This window comes from Priestia sp. YIM B13486 (assembly GCF_042787865.1).
In the GTDB taxonomy this organism is placed as follows: domain Bacteria; phylum Bacillota; class Bacilli; order Bacillales; family Bacillaceae_H; genus Priestia; species Priestia megaterium.
This window is the reverse complement of the sequence record NZ_JBHZOZ010000001.1, coordinates 584,882-601,444: the sequence shown is the minus strand read 5'-3', so window position 1 is coordinate 601,444 and position 16,563 is coordinate 584,882. Positions and strand designations below refer to the sequence as shown.

General features: G+C 38.8%; 21 protein-coding genes and 1 other annotated feature. All 21 genes read left to right on the top strand.

Annotated features, from left to right (window positions below):
* Positions 1 to 138: 138 nt before the first annotated feature.
* The 21 genes from ACFX4G_RS03090 to pheA all read left to right on the top strand — a co-directional run bounded on the left by ACFX4G_RS03090 (position 139) and on the right by pheA (position 16,544).
* Entirely contained in the window at positions 139 to 696 is a 558-nt protein-coding gene (locus tag ACFX4G_RS03090) for a DUF420 domain-containing protein (protein WP_013059351.1), read from the top strand.
* Positions 697 to 881: 185 nt separating this feature from the next.
* Positions 882 to 1,073 carry a hypothetical protein gene (locus ACFX4G_RS03085; RefSeq protein WP_377572823.1) on the top strand — a complete coding sequence of 64 codons (192 nt, stop codon included), beginning with the start codon at positions 882 to 884 and terminating at the stop codon, positions 1,071 to 1,073.
* Complete coding sequence (locus tag ACFX4G_RS03080; protein WP_097824635.1) at positions 1,070 to 1,825, top strand: prepilin peptidase; 756 nt, start codon at positions 1,070 to 1,072, stop codon at positions 1,823 to 1,825. Before ACFX4G_RS03085 ends, ACFX4G_RS03080 begins: the two co-directional genes overlap by 4 nt.
* Before the next feature lie 187 nt (positions 1,826 to 2,012).
* Positions 2,013 to 3,017: an SPOR domain-containing protein gene (locus tag ACFX4G_RS03075; RefSeq protein ID WP_377572820.1), complete on the top strand. Its 1,005-nt coding sequence runs from the start codon at positions 2,013 to 2,015 to the stop codon at positions 3,015 to 3,017.
* Positions 3,018 to 3,127: 110 nt separating this feature from the next.
* Positions 3,128 to 3,697 (top strand): Maf family protein, encoded by a 570-nt coding sequence (locus ACFX4G_RS03070; protein WP_097824633.1) that lies wholly within the window; start codon positions 3,128 to 3,130, stop codon positions 3,695 to 3,697.
* A 15-nt stretch (positions 3,698 to 3,712) separates the two neighbouring features.
* Complete coding sequence (gene radC / locus ACFX4G_RS03065) at positions 3,713 to 4,399, top strand: RadC family protein (protein WP_013059346.1); 687 nt, start codon at positions 3,713 to 3,715, stop codon at positions 4,397 to 4,399.
* 229 nt (positions 4,400 to 4,628) lie between these two features.
* A complete protein-coding gene (locus ACFX4G_RS03060; RefSeq protein WP_013059345.1) occupies positions 4,629 to 5,654 on the top strand; it encodes a rod shape-determining protein in 1,026 nt (341 codons plus the stop codon).
* Positions 5,655 to 5,673: 19 nt separating this feature from the next.
* Positions 5,674 to 6,555 carry a rod shape-determining protein MreC gene (gene mreC, locus ACFX4G_RS03055; RefSeq protein WP_013059344.1) on the top strand — a complete coding sequence of 294 codons (882 nt, stop codon included), beginning with the start codon at positions 5,674 to 5,676 and terminating at the stop codon, positions 6,553 to 6,555.
* The gene (mreD, locus tag ACFX4G_RS03050; protein WP_013059343.1) at positions 6,555 to 7,073 is read left to right on the top strand and encodes a rod shape-determining protein MreD; all 519 of its coding nucleotides are present in this window, start codon (positions 6,555 to 6,557) and stop codon (positions 7,071 to 7,073) included. The genes mreC and mreD overlap by 1 nt, the downstream gene beginning before the upstream one ends.
* 116 nt (positions 7,074 to 7,189) lie before the next feature.
* Positions 7,190 to 7,873, top strand: coding sequence for a septum site-determining protein MinC (gene minC, locus ACFX4G_RS03045; protein ID WP_013059342.1), 684 nt, complete (start codon positions 7,190 to 7,192; stop codon positions 7,871 to 7,873).
* Between the two features lie 2 nt (positions 7,874 to 7,875).
* Positions 7,876 to 8,676, top strand: coding sequence for a septum site-determining protein MinD (gene minD, locus ACFX4G_RS03040; protein ID WP_013059341.1), 801 nt, complete (start codon positions 7,876 to 7,878; stop codon positions 8,674 to 8,676).
* Between the two features lie 120 nt (positions 8,677 to 8,796).
* A complete protein-coding gene (locus ACFX4G_RS03035; RefSeq protein WP_043976110.1) occupies positions 8,797 to 9,579 on the top strand; it encodes a M23 family metallopeptidase in 783 nt (260 codons plus the stop codon).
* Complete coding sequence (locus tag ACFX4G_RS03030) at positions 9,572 to 10,438, top strand: M50 family metallopeptidase (RefSeq protein WP_052500270.1); 867 nt, start codon at positions 9,572 to 9,574, stop codon at positions 10,436 to 10,438. Before ACFX4G_RS03035 ends, ACFX4G_RS03030 begins: the two co-directional genes overlap by 8 nt.
* 81 nt (positions 10,439 to 10,519) lie before the next feature.
* Positions 10,520 to 11,989, top strand: coding sequence for an Rne/Rng family ribonuclease (locus ACFX4G_RS03025; RefSeq protein ID WP_097824632.1), 1,470 nt, complete (start codon positions 10,520 to 10,522; stop codon positions 11,987 to 11,989).
* Positions 11,990 to 12,067: 78 nt separating this feature from the next.
* Positions 12,068 to 12,139, top strand: a sequence feature (ribosomal protein L21 leader region).
* Positions 12,140 to 12,153: 14 nt separating this feature from the next.
* Positions 12,154 to 12,462, top strand: coding sequence for a 50S ribosomal protein L21 (gene rplU / locus ACFX4G_RS03020; RefSeq protein ID WP_013059337.1), 309 nt, complete (start codon positions 12,154 to 12,156; stop codon positions 12,460 to 12,462).
* Positions 12,463 to 12,471: 9 nt separating this feature from the next.
* Positions 12,472 to 12,804 carry a ribosomal-processing cysteine protease Prp gene (locus ACFX4G_RS03015; RefSeq protein ID WP_013059336.1) on the top strand — a complete coding sequence of 111 codons (333 nt, stop codon included), beginning with the start codon at positions 12,472 to 12,474 and terminating at the stop codon, positions 12,802 to 12,804.
* A 16-nt stretch (positions 12,805 to 12,820) separates the two neighbouring features.
* Positions 12,821 to 13,114 (top strand): 50S ribosomal protein L27, encoded by a 294-nt coding sequence (gene rpmA / locus ACFX4G_RS03010; protein ID WP_013059335.1) that lies wholly within the window; start codon positions 12,821 to 12,823, stop codon positions 13,112 to 13,114.
* 171 nt (positions 13,115 to 13,285) lie between these two features.
* Positions 13,286 to 13,822 carry a Spo0B C-terminal domain-containing protein gene (locus ACFX4G_RS03005; RefSeq protein WP_013085118.1) on the top strand — a complete coding sequence of 179 codons (537 nt, stop codon included), beginning with the start codon at positions 13,286 to 13,288 and terminating at the stop codon, positions 13,820 to 13,822.
* Positions 13,823 to 13,873: 51 nt separating this feature from the next.
* Entirely contained in the window at positions 13,874 to 15,160 is a 1,287-nt protein-coding gene (gene obgE, locus ACFX4G_RS03000) for a GTPase ObgE (RefSeq protein WP_013085117.1), read from the top strand.
* Between the two features lie 33 nt (positions 15,161 to 15,193).
* Positions 15,194 to 15,643: an ACT domain-containing protein gene (locus tag ACFX4G_RS02995; protein ID WP_013059332.1), complete on the top strand. Its 450-nt coding sequence runs from the start codon at positions 15,194 to 15,196 to the stop codon at positions 15,641 to 15,643.
* A 28-nt stretch (positions 15,644 to 15,671) separates the two neighbouring features.
* On the top strand, positions 15,672 to 16,544 hold the full coding sequence (pheA, locus tag ACFX4G_RS02990) for a prephenate dehydratase (protein ID WP_377572817.1): 873 nt from the start codon (positions 15,672 to 15,674) through the stop codon (positions 16,542 to 16,544).
* The last annotated feature ends 19 nt before the right edge of the window (positions 16,545 to 16,563 follow it).

The following is a 16,563-nucleotide window of genomic DNA, read 5'->3' as shown; positions in this document are numbered from 1 at the left end:
ATCTTGCTGCTTTTAACATAATGTGAGGAAGGGATACGGATAATAAGGAAGCACTAAGTTCAAAGTATTGTCACTTTCACCCCCTAGGTAAGTGATATATAATAAACATGTACATCACTAAATAAGGAGATTGTTAACATGAGTAAGAATAATGAAAAAATTGTACCAAAAAGTAATAAAAACTTTACCGGTATTATTCTTACCTTTTCAGTGATAGCGAATGTTATTATTTTACTGCTATTCTTTTCGAATATTGGCTATCAAGGAAAAGTAAGTTTTGATTTGACTATCTTTCCACGGTTAAATGCTATTTTGAATAGTTTTACGTTTATTTTTTTAGTTGCAGCGTTGATTTCAATTTTTAGGAAAAATATTAATGCTCATAAAGGTTTTATTTTAGCAGCATTCACTTCCACACTGCTCTTTTTAGTTTCATATTTAACATTCCATTACATTTCCACAGAAACAGCTACGTTCGGTGGAGAAGGAATCGTTCGTCCCATTTACTTCTTCATTTTGATCACACACAGTTTCCTAGCAGCGATTATTGTTCCGCTGGCACTGTTTGCACTTGTGTGGGGCTGGACAATGCAAGTTGAAAAACACAAAAAAATTGTGCGATGGACAATGCCAATCTGGCTTTATGTAAGTCTTACAGGTGTAATTGTCTACTTATTTATGGCTCCTTACTATTAAAAGACGTCTGCTTTTGCAGACGTTTTTTTATGCTGTTTTTGTTTTTTAGTGGTATAATCCTTATTACCTATAAAAAGTGTGTTTTAAGGAAGGAGGCATACAGAATATTACTTTTATGGGTATTATGATTCAGTTTATTAACCAAGGAGCTGTTTGATACTAATCAATAAAGGAGAGATATTGAAATGGATAAACTGTCAACGAGGAATAAAGGAATTTCTCTAATGAAAGTGATCGTACTGGTTATCGTAATAGGTCTTCTTGCAGCTTTTCTCATTCCGTTTCTTGGCAGCTATTTAAGGGAACGAGATACATTCCTTCACTCAAAAGAAAACCTACAATTAAGCAGCGGGCCTGAGATGGAAGAAATAGTATGAGTTTAATTTACCTCTATGCCTTTGTTTCAGGTATCACGTTAGGTTCATTTTATAACGTAGCAGGACTTAGAATACCTCAGAAAAAATCTATTTTATCTCCAAGATCCCATTGTCCACACTGTTTATACGTTCTTTCTCCACAACAATTAATTCCCATAGTCTCCTACATTAAAAATGCAGGAAAATGTAGTATGTGTCACAAAAAAATCTCCTTCATCTACCCATTCATAGAATTTTCGACAGGAAGTTTATTTGTATATGCTTTTTTTAGATTGAATATGACGTTAGAACTGATTGTCATATTAACCTTTGTTTCTTTTTTAACAATTATAGTTGTCTCAGACATAGCCTATATGATTGTCCCAAATAAGGTGCTGCTTTTCTTTTTGCCTATCTTTCTACTTGAGCGTCTTTTCATTCCATTAAATTCGTGGAGTGATTCCTTAATGGGAGGAGGAATCGCATTTTTTCTCCTCTTTCTAATCGCATTTCTCAGCAGAGGAGGGCTTGGAGAAGGAGATATTAAACTGTATGCTTTGATTGGTATTGTGCTTGGAGTAAAGCTTGTTTTGCTGTCGCTTTTTTTAGCTATATTAATAGGCGGAATCGTTAGTATAGGAGCGTTATTAATGAAAAAGGCAAAGGTAGGTGTACCAATTCCTTTCGTTCCATTTATTTTTATAGGCACAATCGCTGCTTATTTTCATGGAAACGAATTGATAGATTGGTATGTTAGTAACTATTTTTATTGAGCTTCAAGTCTTCGACAAATTTAAAATTTCTGTAACTAAATAGCGAAAACCTTTTGTAACAAGACGACAAATGTCTTGTTATTTTTTTTTTCTTCTATGATAGCATGGAAAAAAGTGTATGTTTTATGTCGGTTTACCTTAGCTTGCAACCGGTACTAAGACTACGTTAACTAAAGGCGGTGGGGCAGTGGACAAGCAGGAACGAAAAGTTTCAATTAAAATCAACGGTCAATCCAAGGAAGAACAAGTGCCAGAAAAAGACGAGTTTACGTGGGTTCTTCCGGAACCGGGATCCACAGATTCTCATGTGGAAGAAAATAAAGTGGTGTTTATTGAAGATGTAAGAAATGAAAAAAAGAAAAAGCCGCGATTACATCCTAAAAATGTTTCGATTAAAACGGTAAGCGGCGGTGTGATCAAACGAACAGCTGTGATTGTACTGCTAGCAGTTGGAATAGGCAGCGGCATCGGTATGGTTGGTGTGAAAATGATGACAGGAAGCGAACAGCCTGTAAGTAAAGCACAAACAAGTGAGCAAACGAAAGAAGAAAAAACTTCTCAAACAGCGTCTACCACTGAAAGTGTTGGTAAAGCTGAAAAGAAAAGCGAACAGGAATCGAAGGGGACATCAGCTGCTGCTTCTACTTTAGAACCTTTTTCCTTTTACATTGTTCAAGCAGGTGCTTTTTCATCAAAAACTGCTGCAAATAAAGCAATGGATAAATGGAAAGAAGAGAACGAAGCAGGCGAGATCTTTTCACCTAAAACCTATTCTCTTGTCGTTGGTGCTGCCACTGGAGAAGAAAAAGCGAACGCACTTAGTAAAACTTATAAACAACAAGGTAAAGATGTATATGTAAAGTCTTATGAAATTAAGCCCACTAGCGAATTAGGGAAAAAAGATCAAACGGTTATAACAACAGCGCAGCCGTTTATGGCTAATCTCTTAGATCAATCTGTTAAAGCGATTGAAGGACAGCGGGTAGCCGATATCAAATCTCTGAAAAAAGAGCTGACAAAAGTTCAGAAAGAAGCGTCAAATGAAGACATTAAAACCATGGTGAGCACCCTTCAAAAAGCTGCTGCTTCTCTTTCTTCATATGAAGACAATAAAAGCAGTAAAGATGCTTGGCTTGCTCAGCGATACGTGTTAAAAGCTCTTCAGCAGTATGAAAGCCTTGTAACGTCTTAACAAGTGAGGTAGTGTAATGCTGCCTCACTTGTTTATTGTCATTTGGAGATGAAATTGCTAAAATAACGGTGTGTCCTTCTTTTTTAAATCAAAATGCAAAGGTGAGATGTATGAAACAAACATTAATTTTAGCCTCAGGCTCTCCTCGTCGAAAAGAATTACTTCAGCAGCTTCACATTCCCTTTACGGTTCACGTTAGTACAATTGAAGAAATCGTCAATCCATTATACACTCCGTCCGAGGTAGTAATGGATTTAGCTAGGCAAAAAGCAGTGGACGTCGCTTCGCATCATAAAGAGGATATTGTCCTAGGTGCCGATACAGTTGTCGTATATGGCAATCGTATTTTAGGAAAGCCAAAAACGAACCAAGAAGCGATTAAAACACTTACGATGCTGTCAGGTCAAAAACATCAGGTATTAACTGGAGTAGCGTTCGTATCAAATGCAAAAGTTCATACGTTTTATGAACAAACAGATGTAGAGTTTTGGCCGATTGAACAAGATGAAATCGTACAGTACGTAGAGTCAGGAGAGCCTATGGATAAGGCTGGTTCTTATGGAATTCAAGGTCTCGGTGCTGCGCTAGTTAAAAAAATTGAAGGAGACTATTTCTCCGTGGTGGGCTTGCCGCTCTCCCGAACAATACGTGAGCTAAAACAATACGGTTTCGTTTACTAAAAAGGAGTGGCGAAATTGGATCAATCATTGTTAATTAAAGATTTTCCTCAAGATGAAAGACCTCGAGAGCGCCTGGTGTCAATGGGTGCTTCTAGTCTTTCTAACCACGAGCTTATTGCTATTTTGCTGCGCACTGGAACCAAAGATGAATCTGTTCTTCAGCTGTCCAATCGCATATTAACGCATTTTGAAGGTCTTCAACTTTTGCAGCATGCATCGCTTGATGAAATGATGAATATTAAAGGTATCGGACCTGCAAAAGCAATTCAAATTATAGCGGCTATTGAAATAGGTAAGAGGATTGTACAGCGGAAATCTAGTCAGCGATATACCATTCATGGCCCTGAAGACGGAGCTAATTATGTGATGGAAGAAATGCGCGTGCTGTCTCAAGAGCATTTCGTCTGTTTATACCTCAACACGAAAAATCAAGTTCTCCACAAGCAAACCATTTTTATCGGAAGCCTCAATTCATCTATTGTCCATCCAAGAGAAGTATTTAAAGAAGCCTTTCGTCGTTCAGCTGCATCCCTTATTTGTATTCATAATCATCCCTCCGGCGACCCTACTCCCAGCAGAGAAGATATAGAGGTAACGAAGCGCTTAAAAGAGTGCGGATTTATCATAGGAATTGAATTGTTAGATCATTTAATTATCGGAGATCGAAAATATATTAGTTTAAAAGAAAAAGGATACATGTAAGGCTATGCTTTTTAAAATCCTTGGGTTATAATAGTAGTCATGATTTTAAATGACAAGTTCTTTACAATCATTCGTTATTAATAGACAAAGTATGACTTTTTATCATACAATATTTGGCGTTGACATCTATGAAAAAAGTATAGAAAATAAAAAATGTTACTTATGAAATGAAGAAATTGAATTATGGAATTTTTACCTTTGCATTTTGGTAAGAGAAAGGAAGAGACACATGTTTGGAATCGGTACTAGAGACCTTGGAATAGATTTGGGTACTGCAAATACGCTCGTTTATGTAAAAGGAAAAGGAATTGTTGTGCGTGAGCCGTCTGTTGTGGCTTTGCAAACTGATACAAAACAAATCGTTGCGGTAGGTAACGATGCAAAAAATATGATTGGTCGTACACCTGGGAACGTAGTAGCCCTTCGTCCAATGAAAGATGGAGTTATTGCAGATTACGAAACAACTGCGACGATGATGAAATATTACATCAATCAAGCTCAAAAAACAAAAAGTTTGTTTGCGGGTAAGCCGTATGTAATGGTTTGTGTACCTTCTGGCATTACAGCTGTTGAGAAACGTGCCGTTATTGATGCGACTCGTCAGGCTGGCGCGCGTGATGCGTATACAATTGAAGAACCGTTTGCTGCAGCAATCGGCGCCAATCTACCGGTTTGGGAGCCAACGGGAAGTATGGTAGTAGATATTGGCGGAGGAACAACAGAAGTTGCGATTATTTCTTTAGGAGGAATCGTAACATGTCAGTCAATCCGTATCGCTGGGGACGAGATGGATGAAGCGATTATTCAATATATTCGCAAGAATTACAATTTAATGATCGGTGAGCGTACGTCAGAAGCATTAAAAGTAGAAGTCGGTTCTGCCGGAATTCCTGAAGGTATTGAAAACATGGAAATTCGCGGACGTGACTTACTAACAGGTCTACCGAAAACAATCGAAATTTCAGCAGAAGAAATTGCAGAAGCGCTAAAAGATACAGTGGCTTCTATTGTAGATTCAGTAAAAAGTACATTAGAAAAAACACCACCTGAACTTGCGGCAGATATTATGGATCGCGGTATTGTATTAACAGGCGGTGGCGCATTGCTACGTAATTTAGATAAAGTTATTAGTGAAGAAACAAATATGCCGGTTGTCATCGCAGAAGATCCGCTTGACTGTGTTGCAATTGGAACTGGTAAAGCGTTAGAACACATTGATTTATTTAAAAATCGTACAAGCGATTCATATCGCTAAATATTAAGAGGTGTAGATCGTGCCACAATTTTTCTTAAATAAACGTTTAGTTATTTTATTAGTCAGTATTATTGTATTAGTGGCATTGATTGGTTTTTCGTTAAATGGTCGTAAAAATGTAACGTGGCCTGAACAGTTTGTCAAAGATACGGTTGGTCTTGTTCAGGCTACCTTTAATGAACCCGCACAATTTGTAGCGGGTTTCTTTCAGAATGTAGGTGACTTAAAGCGTACATACGAAGAAAACGAGGTATTAAAAGCCCGTTTAGACGAACGCATGCAATTAGAAACGAAAGCCAACGCTTTGCAGCAAGAAAATAAAAAATTAAGAGCACAGCTCGACAAAAAAACGGATTTAAGTCAATACAACCCAATCGAAGCAACAGTTATTGCTCGTAATCCAGACCGTTGGCATGAGGTAATTGCCATTGATAAAGGGACGGTTCATAATGTGCAGGAAAATATGGCTGTTATGACTCCTGAAGGGCTGATTGGTAAAGTGAAGCATGCATCTAAGTTCACATCTACTGTGCAGTTAATTAGTTCATCAGATCGTACAAACCGTGTATCTGCTAAAATTCAGGCTAAAAAAGAAGTGTTTGGTTTAATTGAAGGCTATGATGATAAAGAACAGGCGCTTGTTATGCGTCGTATTCCATTTGATGCTGATATTAAAGAAAAGCAAAAAGTAGTAACGTCTGGTTTAGGACAAGAAGACGGCATTTTCCCTAGCAATCTTCCAATTGGCGTTATCACAAAAATTGAGCCTGATGAATATGGATTAACGAAAAAAGCTTATATCAAACCTGCTGCTGACTTGTATGACTTAGATAACGTAGTTGTAGCTAAAAGAAGTGCCCCCGCTGCTGAAGACGATTTAGGGGCGGAGGAGGCTAACTGATGAAGCGGTTTGTCCTTCCTATTCTCGTGCTTGTCGTTTTTATGTTTGAAAGTATCTTTGTTAATTTTGTCGCCATGGCATCACCATGGCGAGACTGGATTCTATCGCCTCACTTTGTTGTAGTGGTACTGGCTTTTATGTCAGTGTATTATCACCCAAAGCAAGCGATGCTATATGGGGTAATCCTTGGATTCATGTATGATATTGCCTTTACGGATGTCTTAGGAGTATACGCGCTTGGATTGCCGGCCGTATGCTATATCGTATCAAAACTAATGAAGATTTTTCAGCAAAATACGCTTATCGTAATCTGCATGTCGCTATTAGCTGTAGCCATTATTGAGTTTTATGTATATGGAATTAATAGCATTATTAATATATCCGATATGACCATTGGTCGCTTCTTGCAAGAGCGATTTTACGCAACCATCATTTTAAATGCCATATTTGCACTCATTTTTGCATTTCCGCTTCAAAGATGTTTTCAATATTTTGCTAAATTTATCGATGAACGCTGATCGGAACATACATTACGCTTCTCGTTCATGATAGGATAAAAATGCTGATTGAAGAAACGAAAAAAAGGAATTGAGTAAGTCTCTGTCGAAATTATATATTCGTTGAGGTGAGCGTCTTGAATAAACAAAAGCAACAAAATGTGACAATTAAAGGAACAAAAGATGGATTAACGTTGCATCTCAATGATACATGTTCATTTGCAGAGCTTTTGACGGAACTTAAGACGAAGCTTTTGACAAATAAGCATGGCGATGCCGATCAGATCGTCACAGTGTATGTCAAAATCGGAAATCGTTATTTAACTACAGAGCAGGAAACCGAATTGAAGGCGCTCATAGAAGAAAATCAGTATTTAGTAGTTAAACAAATTGATAGTAACGTTATTTTAAAGCAAGATGCAGTCCGCGTAAGAGAAGAAAGTGAATTAGTATCTGTTACAAAGGTAGTTCGTTCAGGACAGGTTCTCCATGTAGAAGGCGATTTGCTTCTAGTCGGAGACGTAAATCCCGGAGGAACCGTTGTAGCTGGAGGAAATTTATTTGTATTAGGTGCTTTAAAAGGGATTGCTCATGCAGGATATCGCGGCAATAAAAACGCCGTTATTGCTGCATCGTTAATGAAACCTTCACAGCTGCGCATTGCTGATATTATTACCCGATCAGAAGAAGAGCGCAGTGAGAAGGAAGAGAATATAATGGAATGTGCATACTTAGATGATAATGATCAAATGGTAATAGATCGCGTGCAAACTTTACCGCATCTAAGACCGAATTTGACCAGGGTAGAAAGGAGAATTTGACAGTGGGAGAGGCTATTGTTGTTACGTCTGGTAAAGGTGGAGTTGGAAAAACAACGACATCAGCCAATTTAGGTACTGCTCTAGCATTAGCTGGAAAGCGGGTGTGTCTAGTAGACACTGATATCGGCTTACGCAACTTGGATGTTGTAATGGGGCTTGAAAATCGTATTATTTATGATCTTGTAGACGTGGTAGAAGGTCGATGCCAACCGCAAAAAGCCTTGATTAAGGACAAGCGTTTTGAATGTTTGTACTTACTTCCTGCTGCTCAAACGAGTGACAAAACAGCTGTTCAACCAGAACAAATGCGAGAGTTAGTTCTTCAGTTAAAGCAAGACTATGACTATGTGGTTATTGATTGCCCAGCTGGTATTGAACAAGGCTATAAGAACGCCGTAGCTGGCGCTGATAAGGCACTCGTTGTGACAACACCGGAAGTTTCAGCTGTTCGTGATGCTGACCGTATTATTGGATTATTGGAGCAAGAGGATATCGAGTCTCCAAAACTGGTTATTAACCGAATCCGTAGTCATATGATGAAAAATGGAGACATGCTGGACGTGGAAGAAATTTCTCAGCTTCTAGCTGTCGATTTAATTGGAATCGTTGCTGACGATGAAAATGTTATTCGTGCTTCTAACAACGGTGAACCAATTGTCATGGACCCATCAAGCAAAGCATCAATTGCATATCGTAATATTGCAAGACGTATTCTAGGTGAAACGGTTCCTCTTCAATCGTTAGATGAAGAAGATAAGGGAATGTTTGCACGTATTAAACGATTCTTTGGTGTCCGTTCTTAAAAAGCTTCCGATAGAGGAAGCTTTTTTTATTTGTTTGATTTTGTAGAGTCAAGCTGTCATAAGCTCCACGGACAAGTCATATAGTTGATTATACGATAAGAACAAGGAGAATGATGAATCATGAATCGACGTGCTGATGAAATCCGTAAACGAATTGCTGAGCGTAAGCGAAAACAATTAAATACAACAAAGCGTCTTCCTCAAGAACCTCTTCATACGTCCTTAATGAGTGAAGAAGAAAAATATGGATCGATGGATTATTCTGCGGTTGAATACACACCATCAGCAAAGGAATATCACCCGTTATTTCGAAAAGAACGCTTTTTATTTAAAATTTTAGCTTCAGCCTGCTTAGTGTTAATTGTAGGGATTATGTTCAAGAACGCTTCTCCTACTTTTGAACATGCCAGAGTGGTGGTTCAACAAACAATGGATAAAGAATTTCAGTTTGCAGCTGTTTCCTCCTGGTACGAAGATAAGTTTGGGAAGCCGTTAACGCTATTGCCGAATAAACAGTCTAGCAAAACGGAGCAAAGTGTAAGCGGAGAATATGCTACTCCAGCTTCAGGGAAAGTAACGGAAACATTTGCTCAAAGTAAGCAAGGCGTGACGGTTCAAACAGGAGTGGATTCGGTTGTAGAAGCAATGAGTGAAGGTATCGTAAGGTATGTAGGGAAACGTGATGATACTGGGAATACCGTTATTATTCAACATGCCGATGGAACCGAAACTTGGTATGGACAGCTCAAAAAAATCAATGTTAGTATGTATGATTTTGTGAATAAAGGCAAAGAAGTAGGAATTGTGGAAAACAGTAAAAAAGGCGATGCTGGAACATTCTATTTTGCTATTAAAAAAGGCGATAAGTTTGTTGATCCTAGTCAGGTGATTCAATTTGAATAGTGCTTTTTCGTTATTGATGAAAATTCACATTCATCCATTGTTTTGGGGGATTTTCGTAATTGGTATCTTAACGGCTACGGTAAAGCAGCTTTTTTTGTTATTTATTATTGTAATTATTCATGAACTGGGCCACGCCGTAGCGGCTCAGTGTTTTTCTTGGCGGATTCGCAGAATTATGCTCTTACCTTTTGGGGGAGTAGCAGAAGTAGATGAACATGGGAATCGTCCATTTCGAGAAGAGTTTATTGTGATAATAAGTGGACCTCTTCAGCATCTCTGGATGTTTGGAGCTGCTTTCTTATTAATGAAAATAAATGTGTTGTCTTTGGAAACGTATGAGCAATTTATGTTTCAATGCACGGTGATTTTACTGTTTAATCTTTTGCCCATTTGGCCATTGGACGGAGGGAAGCTGCTTTTTTTAATTTGCAGTCGGTCTTTACCATTTTTAGAAGCGCATAAGCTTGCGCTCCGGTTATCAACGTTTTTTTTAGCTGTCGGTATTATTTATGCCGTCATTATGCATCCTTTTCAGCTGCACTTATGGATTGTTATTTCATTTTTAATTATATCCGGATATTTAGAATGGAAGAGCAGGCAATTTGTCTACATGCGCTTTTTGTTGGAGAGATATCATGGCAAAGAGCATCCAATTGGAGCTTTAAAAACACTAAGTGTATCAACCAGTGAGACGCTCCATCAAGTTCTGCAAAAATTCCAAAGAGGTTGTAAGCATATGATTATTGCTACATCTCAAACAGGCGAGCATGTACAAATTGATGAAAATGAACTTTTACACGCTTACTTTGTAGAAAAAAGAACAAATAGCCAACTAGACGAACTTGTAACAGTTTATTGATTTCTAGTAACATAGAATAGAATGAAAAAGTTCGGTGCACTGACCGAACTTTTTCCTATGAATTTAGATTAAAGTGAGGCAATGTATGTGAAGGCATGTATTATTAACGCGGCTACTTCTTCAAAACGTATAGCCGTGATAAACGATAAAGCACTAGAAAAAATCTATTTACAAGAACAAAGCGAGAATCAGATTATTGGTGATATATATTGGGGTAAAGTAGTAAAAGTACTACCGCATATGCAAGCAGCCTTTATCGATATCGGTTTATCAATGAACGGATTTATTCATCGAAATGAACTTGTATCCTATCAGCAGTCAGAGAATCCTCACAAAGATCAGCAGCCGATGTCTGCTTTTATCCGTGAAGGAGAAAAAGTATTGGTTCAAGTTGTAAAAGAAGGCATTGGGACAAAAGGGCCCAAGCTGACGGGTATCATTGAATTTTCTTCTGATGAGCTTGTATATTTACCGCACGGAAACTATGTCGCTGTATCCAAAAAAATAGCTGAGCCAAAACGACAACAGTGGAAACAGCTTGGTGAGCGGTTAAAACAAGGGATGGAAGGCTTTTTATTTCGAACAGCGATTGCAGAAAAATCAGAAGCCGCGGTCCAACATAAAATAAAAGAGCTACAGAAAAAATATGAGCGCCTTGAACGACAGACACAGGGAATGAAAGCTCCTGCCCTAGTCAGCAAAGGACAAGATTTTCTCGAAACAAGAGTGGAAGCTGCACTTCAACAAGGAATTGATGGGATAGTAGTAGATGACTTCGACCTATATCAGCATCTTCAAACTACCTACCCTAACTCGTCAATAGAGTACTATAAAGGAAATGAAAATATTTTCTCTTTTTACGATGTGGAACGGCAAATAGAGAAGCTTTTAAAGCGAATCGTGTGGCTCAAAAGCGGAGGCTATATCGTTATTGACGAAACGGAAGCGATGACGGTCGTGGATGTGAACACGGGGAAGTTTTCAGGAAAAGATAATATTCGAAAGACAATGCTTCAAACAAATATGGAAGCTGCGTATGAACTGTCCAAACAGATGCAATTACGTCACTTAGGCGGCATGATCTTAATTGATTTTATAAATATGCCTCATAAAGAAGATCGGACAGAAGTAGAAAGATACATGAAAAAGCTATGTGAACAAGATGAAGTGCGGACGAATGTAGTTGGCTTTACAGAGCTTGGCATATTGCAATTAACGCGGAAGAAAGTGCGCAATAGTATTGGATCAACATTAACTATGCCTTGTGAAGTATGTGAAGGAACCGGTAAAATGATTGATTCCAAAACGGCTGCTTTTCAAATTGAACGTGTAATTTGGGAACATCGCGGCGCGGAAGAAGAGGCTATTTGGATTGAGGCGCGAAGTGATGTTATAAATGAAATGAAGGCTCAAGGATTTCTCAACGCTTTAGAGAAAATGGTAAAAAAAACCGTATATCTTACGCCAAGCGATGATTATACAAACGCATTTGTTTTGCGTCAATTGGGGTCGAATGAGCAGATCCAAAAAAGGGTCTCTGCTTCTATATAAAATTTTAGAAGAAAACATGAATTCCAATTGACACTAACCTTTGATTTGTAGTAAGATTTAATATGTTGGTTTGTAGCACCCGTGCTACAACCGCTCAGAACAGGTTTTAAGTTCACTTGAACACCTGTGATGGCGAGTCTTAGTTTTTAGAGGAGGTGCAGAGAATGTACGCAATTATTGAAACTGGTGGTAAGCAAATTAAAGTAGAGGCTGGTCAAGCAATCTACGTTGAAAAACTTGCTGGTGAACAAGGCGAAACAGTTACTTTTGACAAAGTATTATTTGTAGGTGGCGACAGCGTGAAAGTTGGTGTTCCTTTCGTAGAAGGTGCAACAGTTACGGCTAAAGTTGAAAAACAAGGTCGCGCTAAAAAGATCACTGTATTTAAATACAAAGCAAAGAAAAACTATCGTCGTAAGCAAGGTCACCGTCAACCTTACACAAAAGTTGTAATCGACGCTATCAACGCGTAATTATAACAAATGATTAAGGTGACGATTTCTCGTGATGCAAATAAGAAAGTTGACGGGTTCACGATGAGTGGACATGCTGACTTTTCCGAACACGGAAAAGATCTTGTTTGTGCGGGAGCATCTGCAGTTTCATTTGGGACAATTAATGCTATCTTTTCAATAAGTGGGGTTGAACCGCACTTAGAGCAAGGTGGAGATGGTGGGTATCTCCGTTGTGAGATTCCAAAAGATGTGGATTCGTTCACATTGGAACAGATTCAATTGCTATTAGAAGGTATGGTTGTTTCACTGAAAACGATCGAATTAGATTACAGTAATTATATAAAAATTAACGACAACTAAACAGGAGGTGGATGTCATGTTAGTAAGATTAGACCTTCAATTCTTCGCTTCTAAAAAAGGAGTAGGTAGTACTAAAAACGGTCGTGATTCAATCTCGAAACGTCTTGGTGCTAAACGTGCTGATGGCCAATTCGTATCTGGTGGTTCAATTTTATACCGTCAACGCGGTACTAAAATTTACCCAGGTGCAAACGTAGGTCGTGGTGGAGATGATACTTTATTCGCTCAAATCGACGGTATCGTTAAATTTGAACGTTTCGGTCGTGACCGTAAAAAAGTATCTGTATACCCTGTTGCTCAAGAAGCATAAGATACAAAAAGAAAACTCTAACCCAAGTAGGTTAGAGTTTTCTTTTTGTAGAATATTTCACCTATTACCCATTGGAATTTGTTATAATCGAACATATCTAAGAAGATTGATACGAGATGTTTGTCAGCGTTGTGAAATACTTATGCTCGAGTCAAAGTTAGGAGTGCTAAGATGGAAAAAGAATGGGATGTCGTAGAGGTATTAAGATACGCGCGGCATGATTGGTTAAATAAGCTGCAATTAATCAAAGGCAATCTAGCGTTGAATCGGCTTGATCGAGCGAATGAAATCATTGAAGAAATTGTAAATGAATCCAAACATGAATCCAAGTTAACAAACATCAATATGCGACTGTTTGCGGGCTTTGTTATGACCTATCATTGGAATAACCATGCTGTTCGCTTAGATGTGGAAGTGCTCGGAGAATTGAAGGATTTATCACAATACGATGAGTTCGTATACAACTGGTGTTGCTATTTGACAGAAGCACTCGAAAAATATGTTGATTATCATGCAGAAAACTATTTGAGTATTTCAGTATGCATTGAAGAACAGGGAATTCGTTTCTTTTTTGACTTTAGTGGAATACTAACAGATATACAGAAGCTACAAAACAAGCTACAATGTTATGAGTGCGCTCAAGGAGTTGCATTGGTTGAACAGCATATGTCTGAAGATGAATTTAGCCTTATGCTCACAATAAGTTAACAGCGCTTTTGCTATTGCAGGAGCTAAGATATAGAACGGAGTGAAAAAGAAATGTTTGTAGATCAGGTCAAGGTATATGTAAAAGGTGGCGACGGAGGAAATGGAATGGTTGCCTTTCGTCGCGAAAAGTACGTACCAAAAGGAGGTCCTGCAGGTGGTGACGGTGGTCACGGTGCAGATGTCATCTTTGAAGTAGAAGAAGGATTGCGTACGCTGATGGATTTCCGCTATAAGCGTCACTTTAAAGCAAGCCGCGGTGAACATGGAATGTCAAAAGGACAGCACGGACGTAACGCTGAGCCGATGGTTGTAAAAGTTCCACCAGGTACGGTTGTGTTAGATGAAGATACGAACGAAACGATTGCTGATTTAGTTGAGCACGGCCAGCGCGCAGTGATTGCTAAAGGTGGACGCGGAGGGCGTGGGAATACGCGTTTTGCTACACCTGCAAATCCAGCACCGGAGCTTTCAGAAAATGGAGAGCCAGGTAAAGAGAGAAATGTAATTCTTGAATTAAAAGTATTAGCCGATGTAGGATTAGTTGGTTTTCCAAGTGTTGGAAAGTCAACGTTATTATCCGTAACGTCTGCTGCAAAGCCAAAAATTGCTGAATATCATTTTACAACAATTAATCCGAATTTAGGAGTAGTCGAAACAGAAGATAATCGCAGTTTTGTGATGGCAGATTTACCAGGGCTAATCGAAGGTGCACATGAAGGTGTAGGATTAGGTCATCAGTTTTTACGTCACATTGAACGTACCCGCGTTATTGTCCATGTAATCGATATGTCAGGTTTAGAAGGCCGCGATCCGTATGAAGATTACTTAACTATTAATGAAGAGCTGCGTCAATATAATATGCGTTTGACTGAACGTCCGCAAGTAGTGGTAGCAAATAAAATGGATATCCCGCAAGCTGAAGAGAATCTAGCTGCATTCAAAGAAAAAGTAGGAGACGAAGTGAAAGTCTTTCCAATTTCTGCAGCAACGCGTAATGGAATCCGCGAACTGTTATTTACAGTAGCTGATCTTGTAGAAACTACGCCGGAATTCCCAATGCAAGAAGAGGAAGATCTATCTATGCACCGCGTATTGTACAAGCATGAAAAGAAAGAAGTGGAATTTGTTATTACGCGTGATAGCGATGGCTCATACGTATTAAGCGGTGAAAAAATCGAAAAATTATTCAAGATGACCGACTTCTCACGTGAAGAATCAGTTCGTCGATTTGCGCGTCAGCTTCGAGGCATGGGCGTCGATGAAGCCCTTCGTGAACGAGGAGCAAAAGATGGCGATATTGTAAAGCTGTTTGAATATGAATTTGAATTTATTGACTAATTGTTGTTCATAGGATAAGGGGAGGGGCTTTACTTGCATAAGAGCGATAAGCAGTTTTATTTAGTTCGCGAAGATGTATTACCAGAAGCGATGAAAAAAACATTGGATGCGAAGCTGTTAATTGAACGGGGAAAAGCTGAATCGGTAGCAGATGCTGTACAAGCCGTAGACTTGAGTCGCAGTGCTTTTTATAAGTACCGCGACACGGTCTTTCCGTTTCAGACGGTTGTCAAACAGCGAATTATTTCACTATTTTTTCATATTGAAGATCGATCAGGAACTTTATCACATTTATTGAGCACCGTTGCATCATCGGGATGCAATGTGTTAACGATTCACCAAACCATCCCTTTACAAGGGCGTGCCAACGTAACTCTTTCATTAGATACAGCAAGCATGAATGTTGAATTAAATGAAATGCTGCGAAGACTGAAAAGCTTAGAGTTTGTAGATAAAGTGGACGTGCTTGGTTCAGGGGCATAATGGCAAACAGATATAGATAAGGAGAGGCATGATTGTGGGGAAAGTAGGATATTTAGGACCAAAGGCAACATTTACACATGTAGCCGTCCAAGGCGTATTTAAACAGCACGACCATATTCCATACAAAACAATTCCAGCATGCATTGATGCAGTGGATAACGGAGAAATTGAGTATGGAATTGTACCGTTAGAAAATGCACTTGAAGGATCTGTAAATTTAACACTTGATTATCTTATTCATGAACGTCGTCTGCCGATTGTTGGGGAAATTGTGCTTCCGATTCGTCAGCATTTAATGGTTCATCCATCTCGTGCAGAACAGTGGAAAAACATTGAAACGATTTATTCTCATCCTCATGCAATTGCGCAGTGTCATAAATTTTTACACGGAGAATGTACGTCAACTGCAGTAGAAGAGATGACATCAACGGCGTTTGCTGCTAAGTATGTAAGCGAACACCCTGAGCTTAATATTGGAGCTATTGCGAATGGGTTAGCAGCCCATGAATATGGATTACATATTGCCTGCCCGAACATTCATGATTATGATCATAATACAACAAGGTTTGTTATTTTGCATAAAGATGGAGCGCAAGAGGTGTCATTTTTAGCTGGAAACGGGTGCAAGACAACGTTAATGATTACACTTCCATCTGATCAGGCAGGAGCGCTTCATCAAGTGCTTTCAGCCTTCTCCTGGCGTAAGCTAAATCTGTCTAAAATTGAATCCCGTCCTATGAAAACAGGGCTTGGAAACTATTTCTTTATCGTTGATATTGAACAAAAAATGGATGAAGTATTAATCCCTGGGGCTATGGCTGAACTTGAGGCACTAGGCTGTAGCGTAGAGCTTTTAGGAAGCTATCCCCATACACTACTTGAAACAGAAATCCCGCTTTAAAGCGGGATTTTTTTGTTAT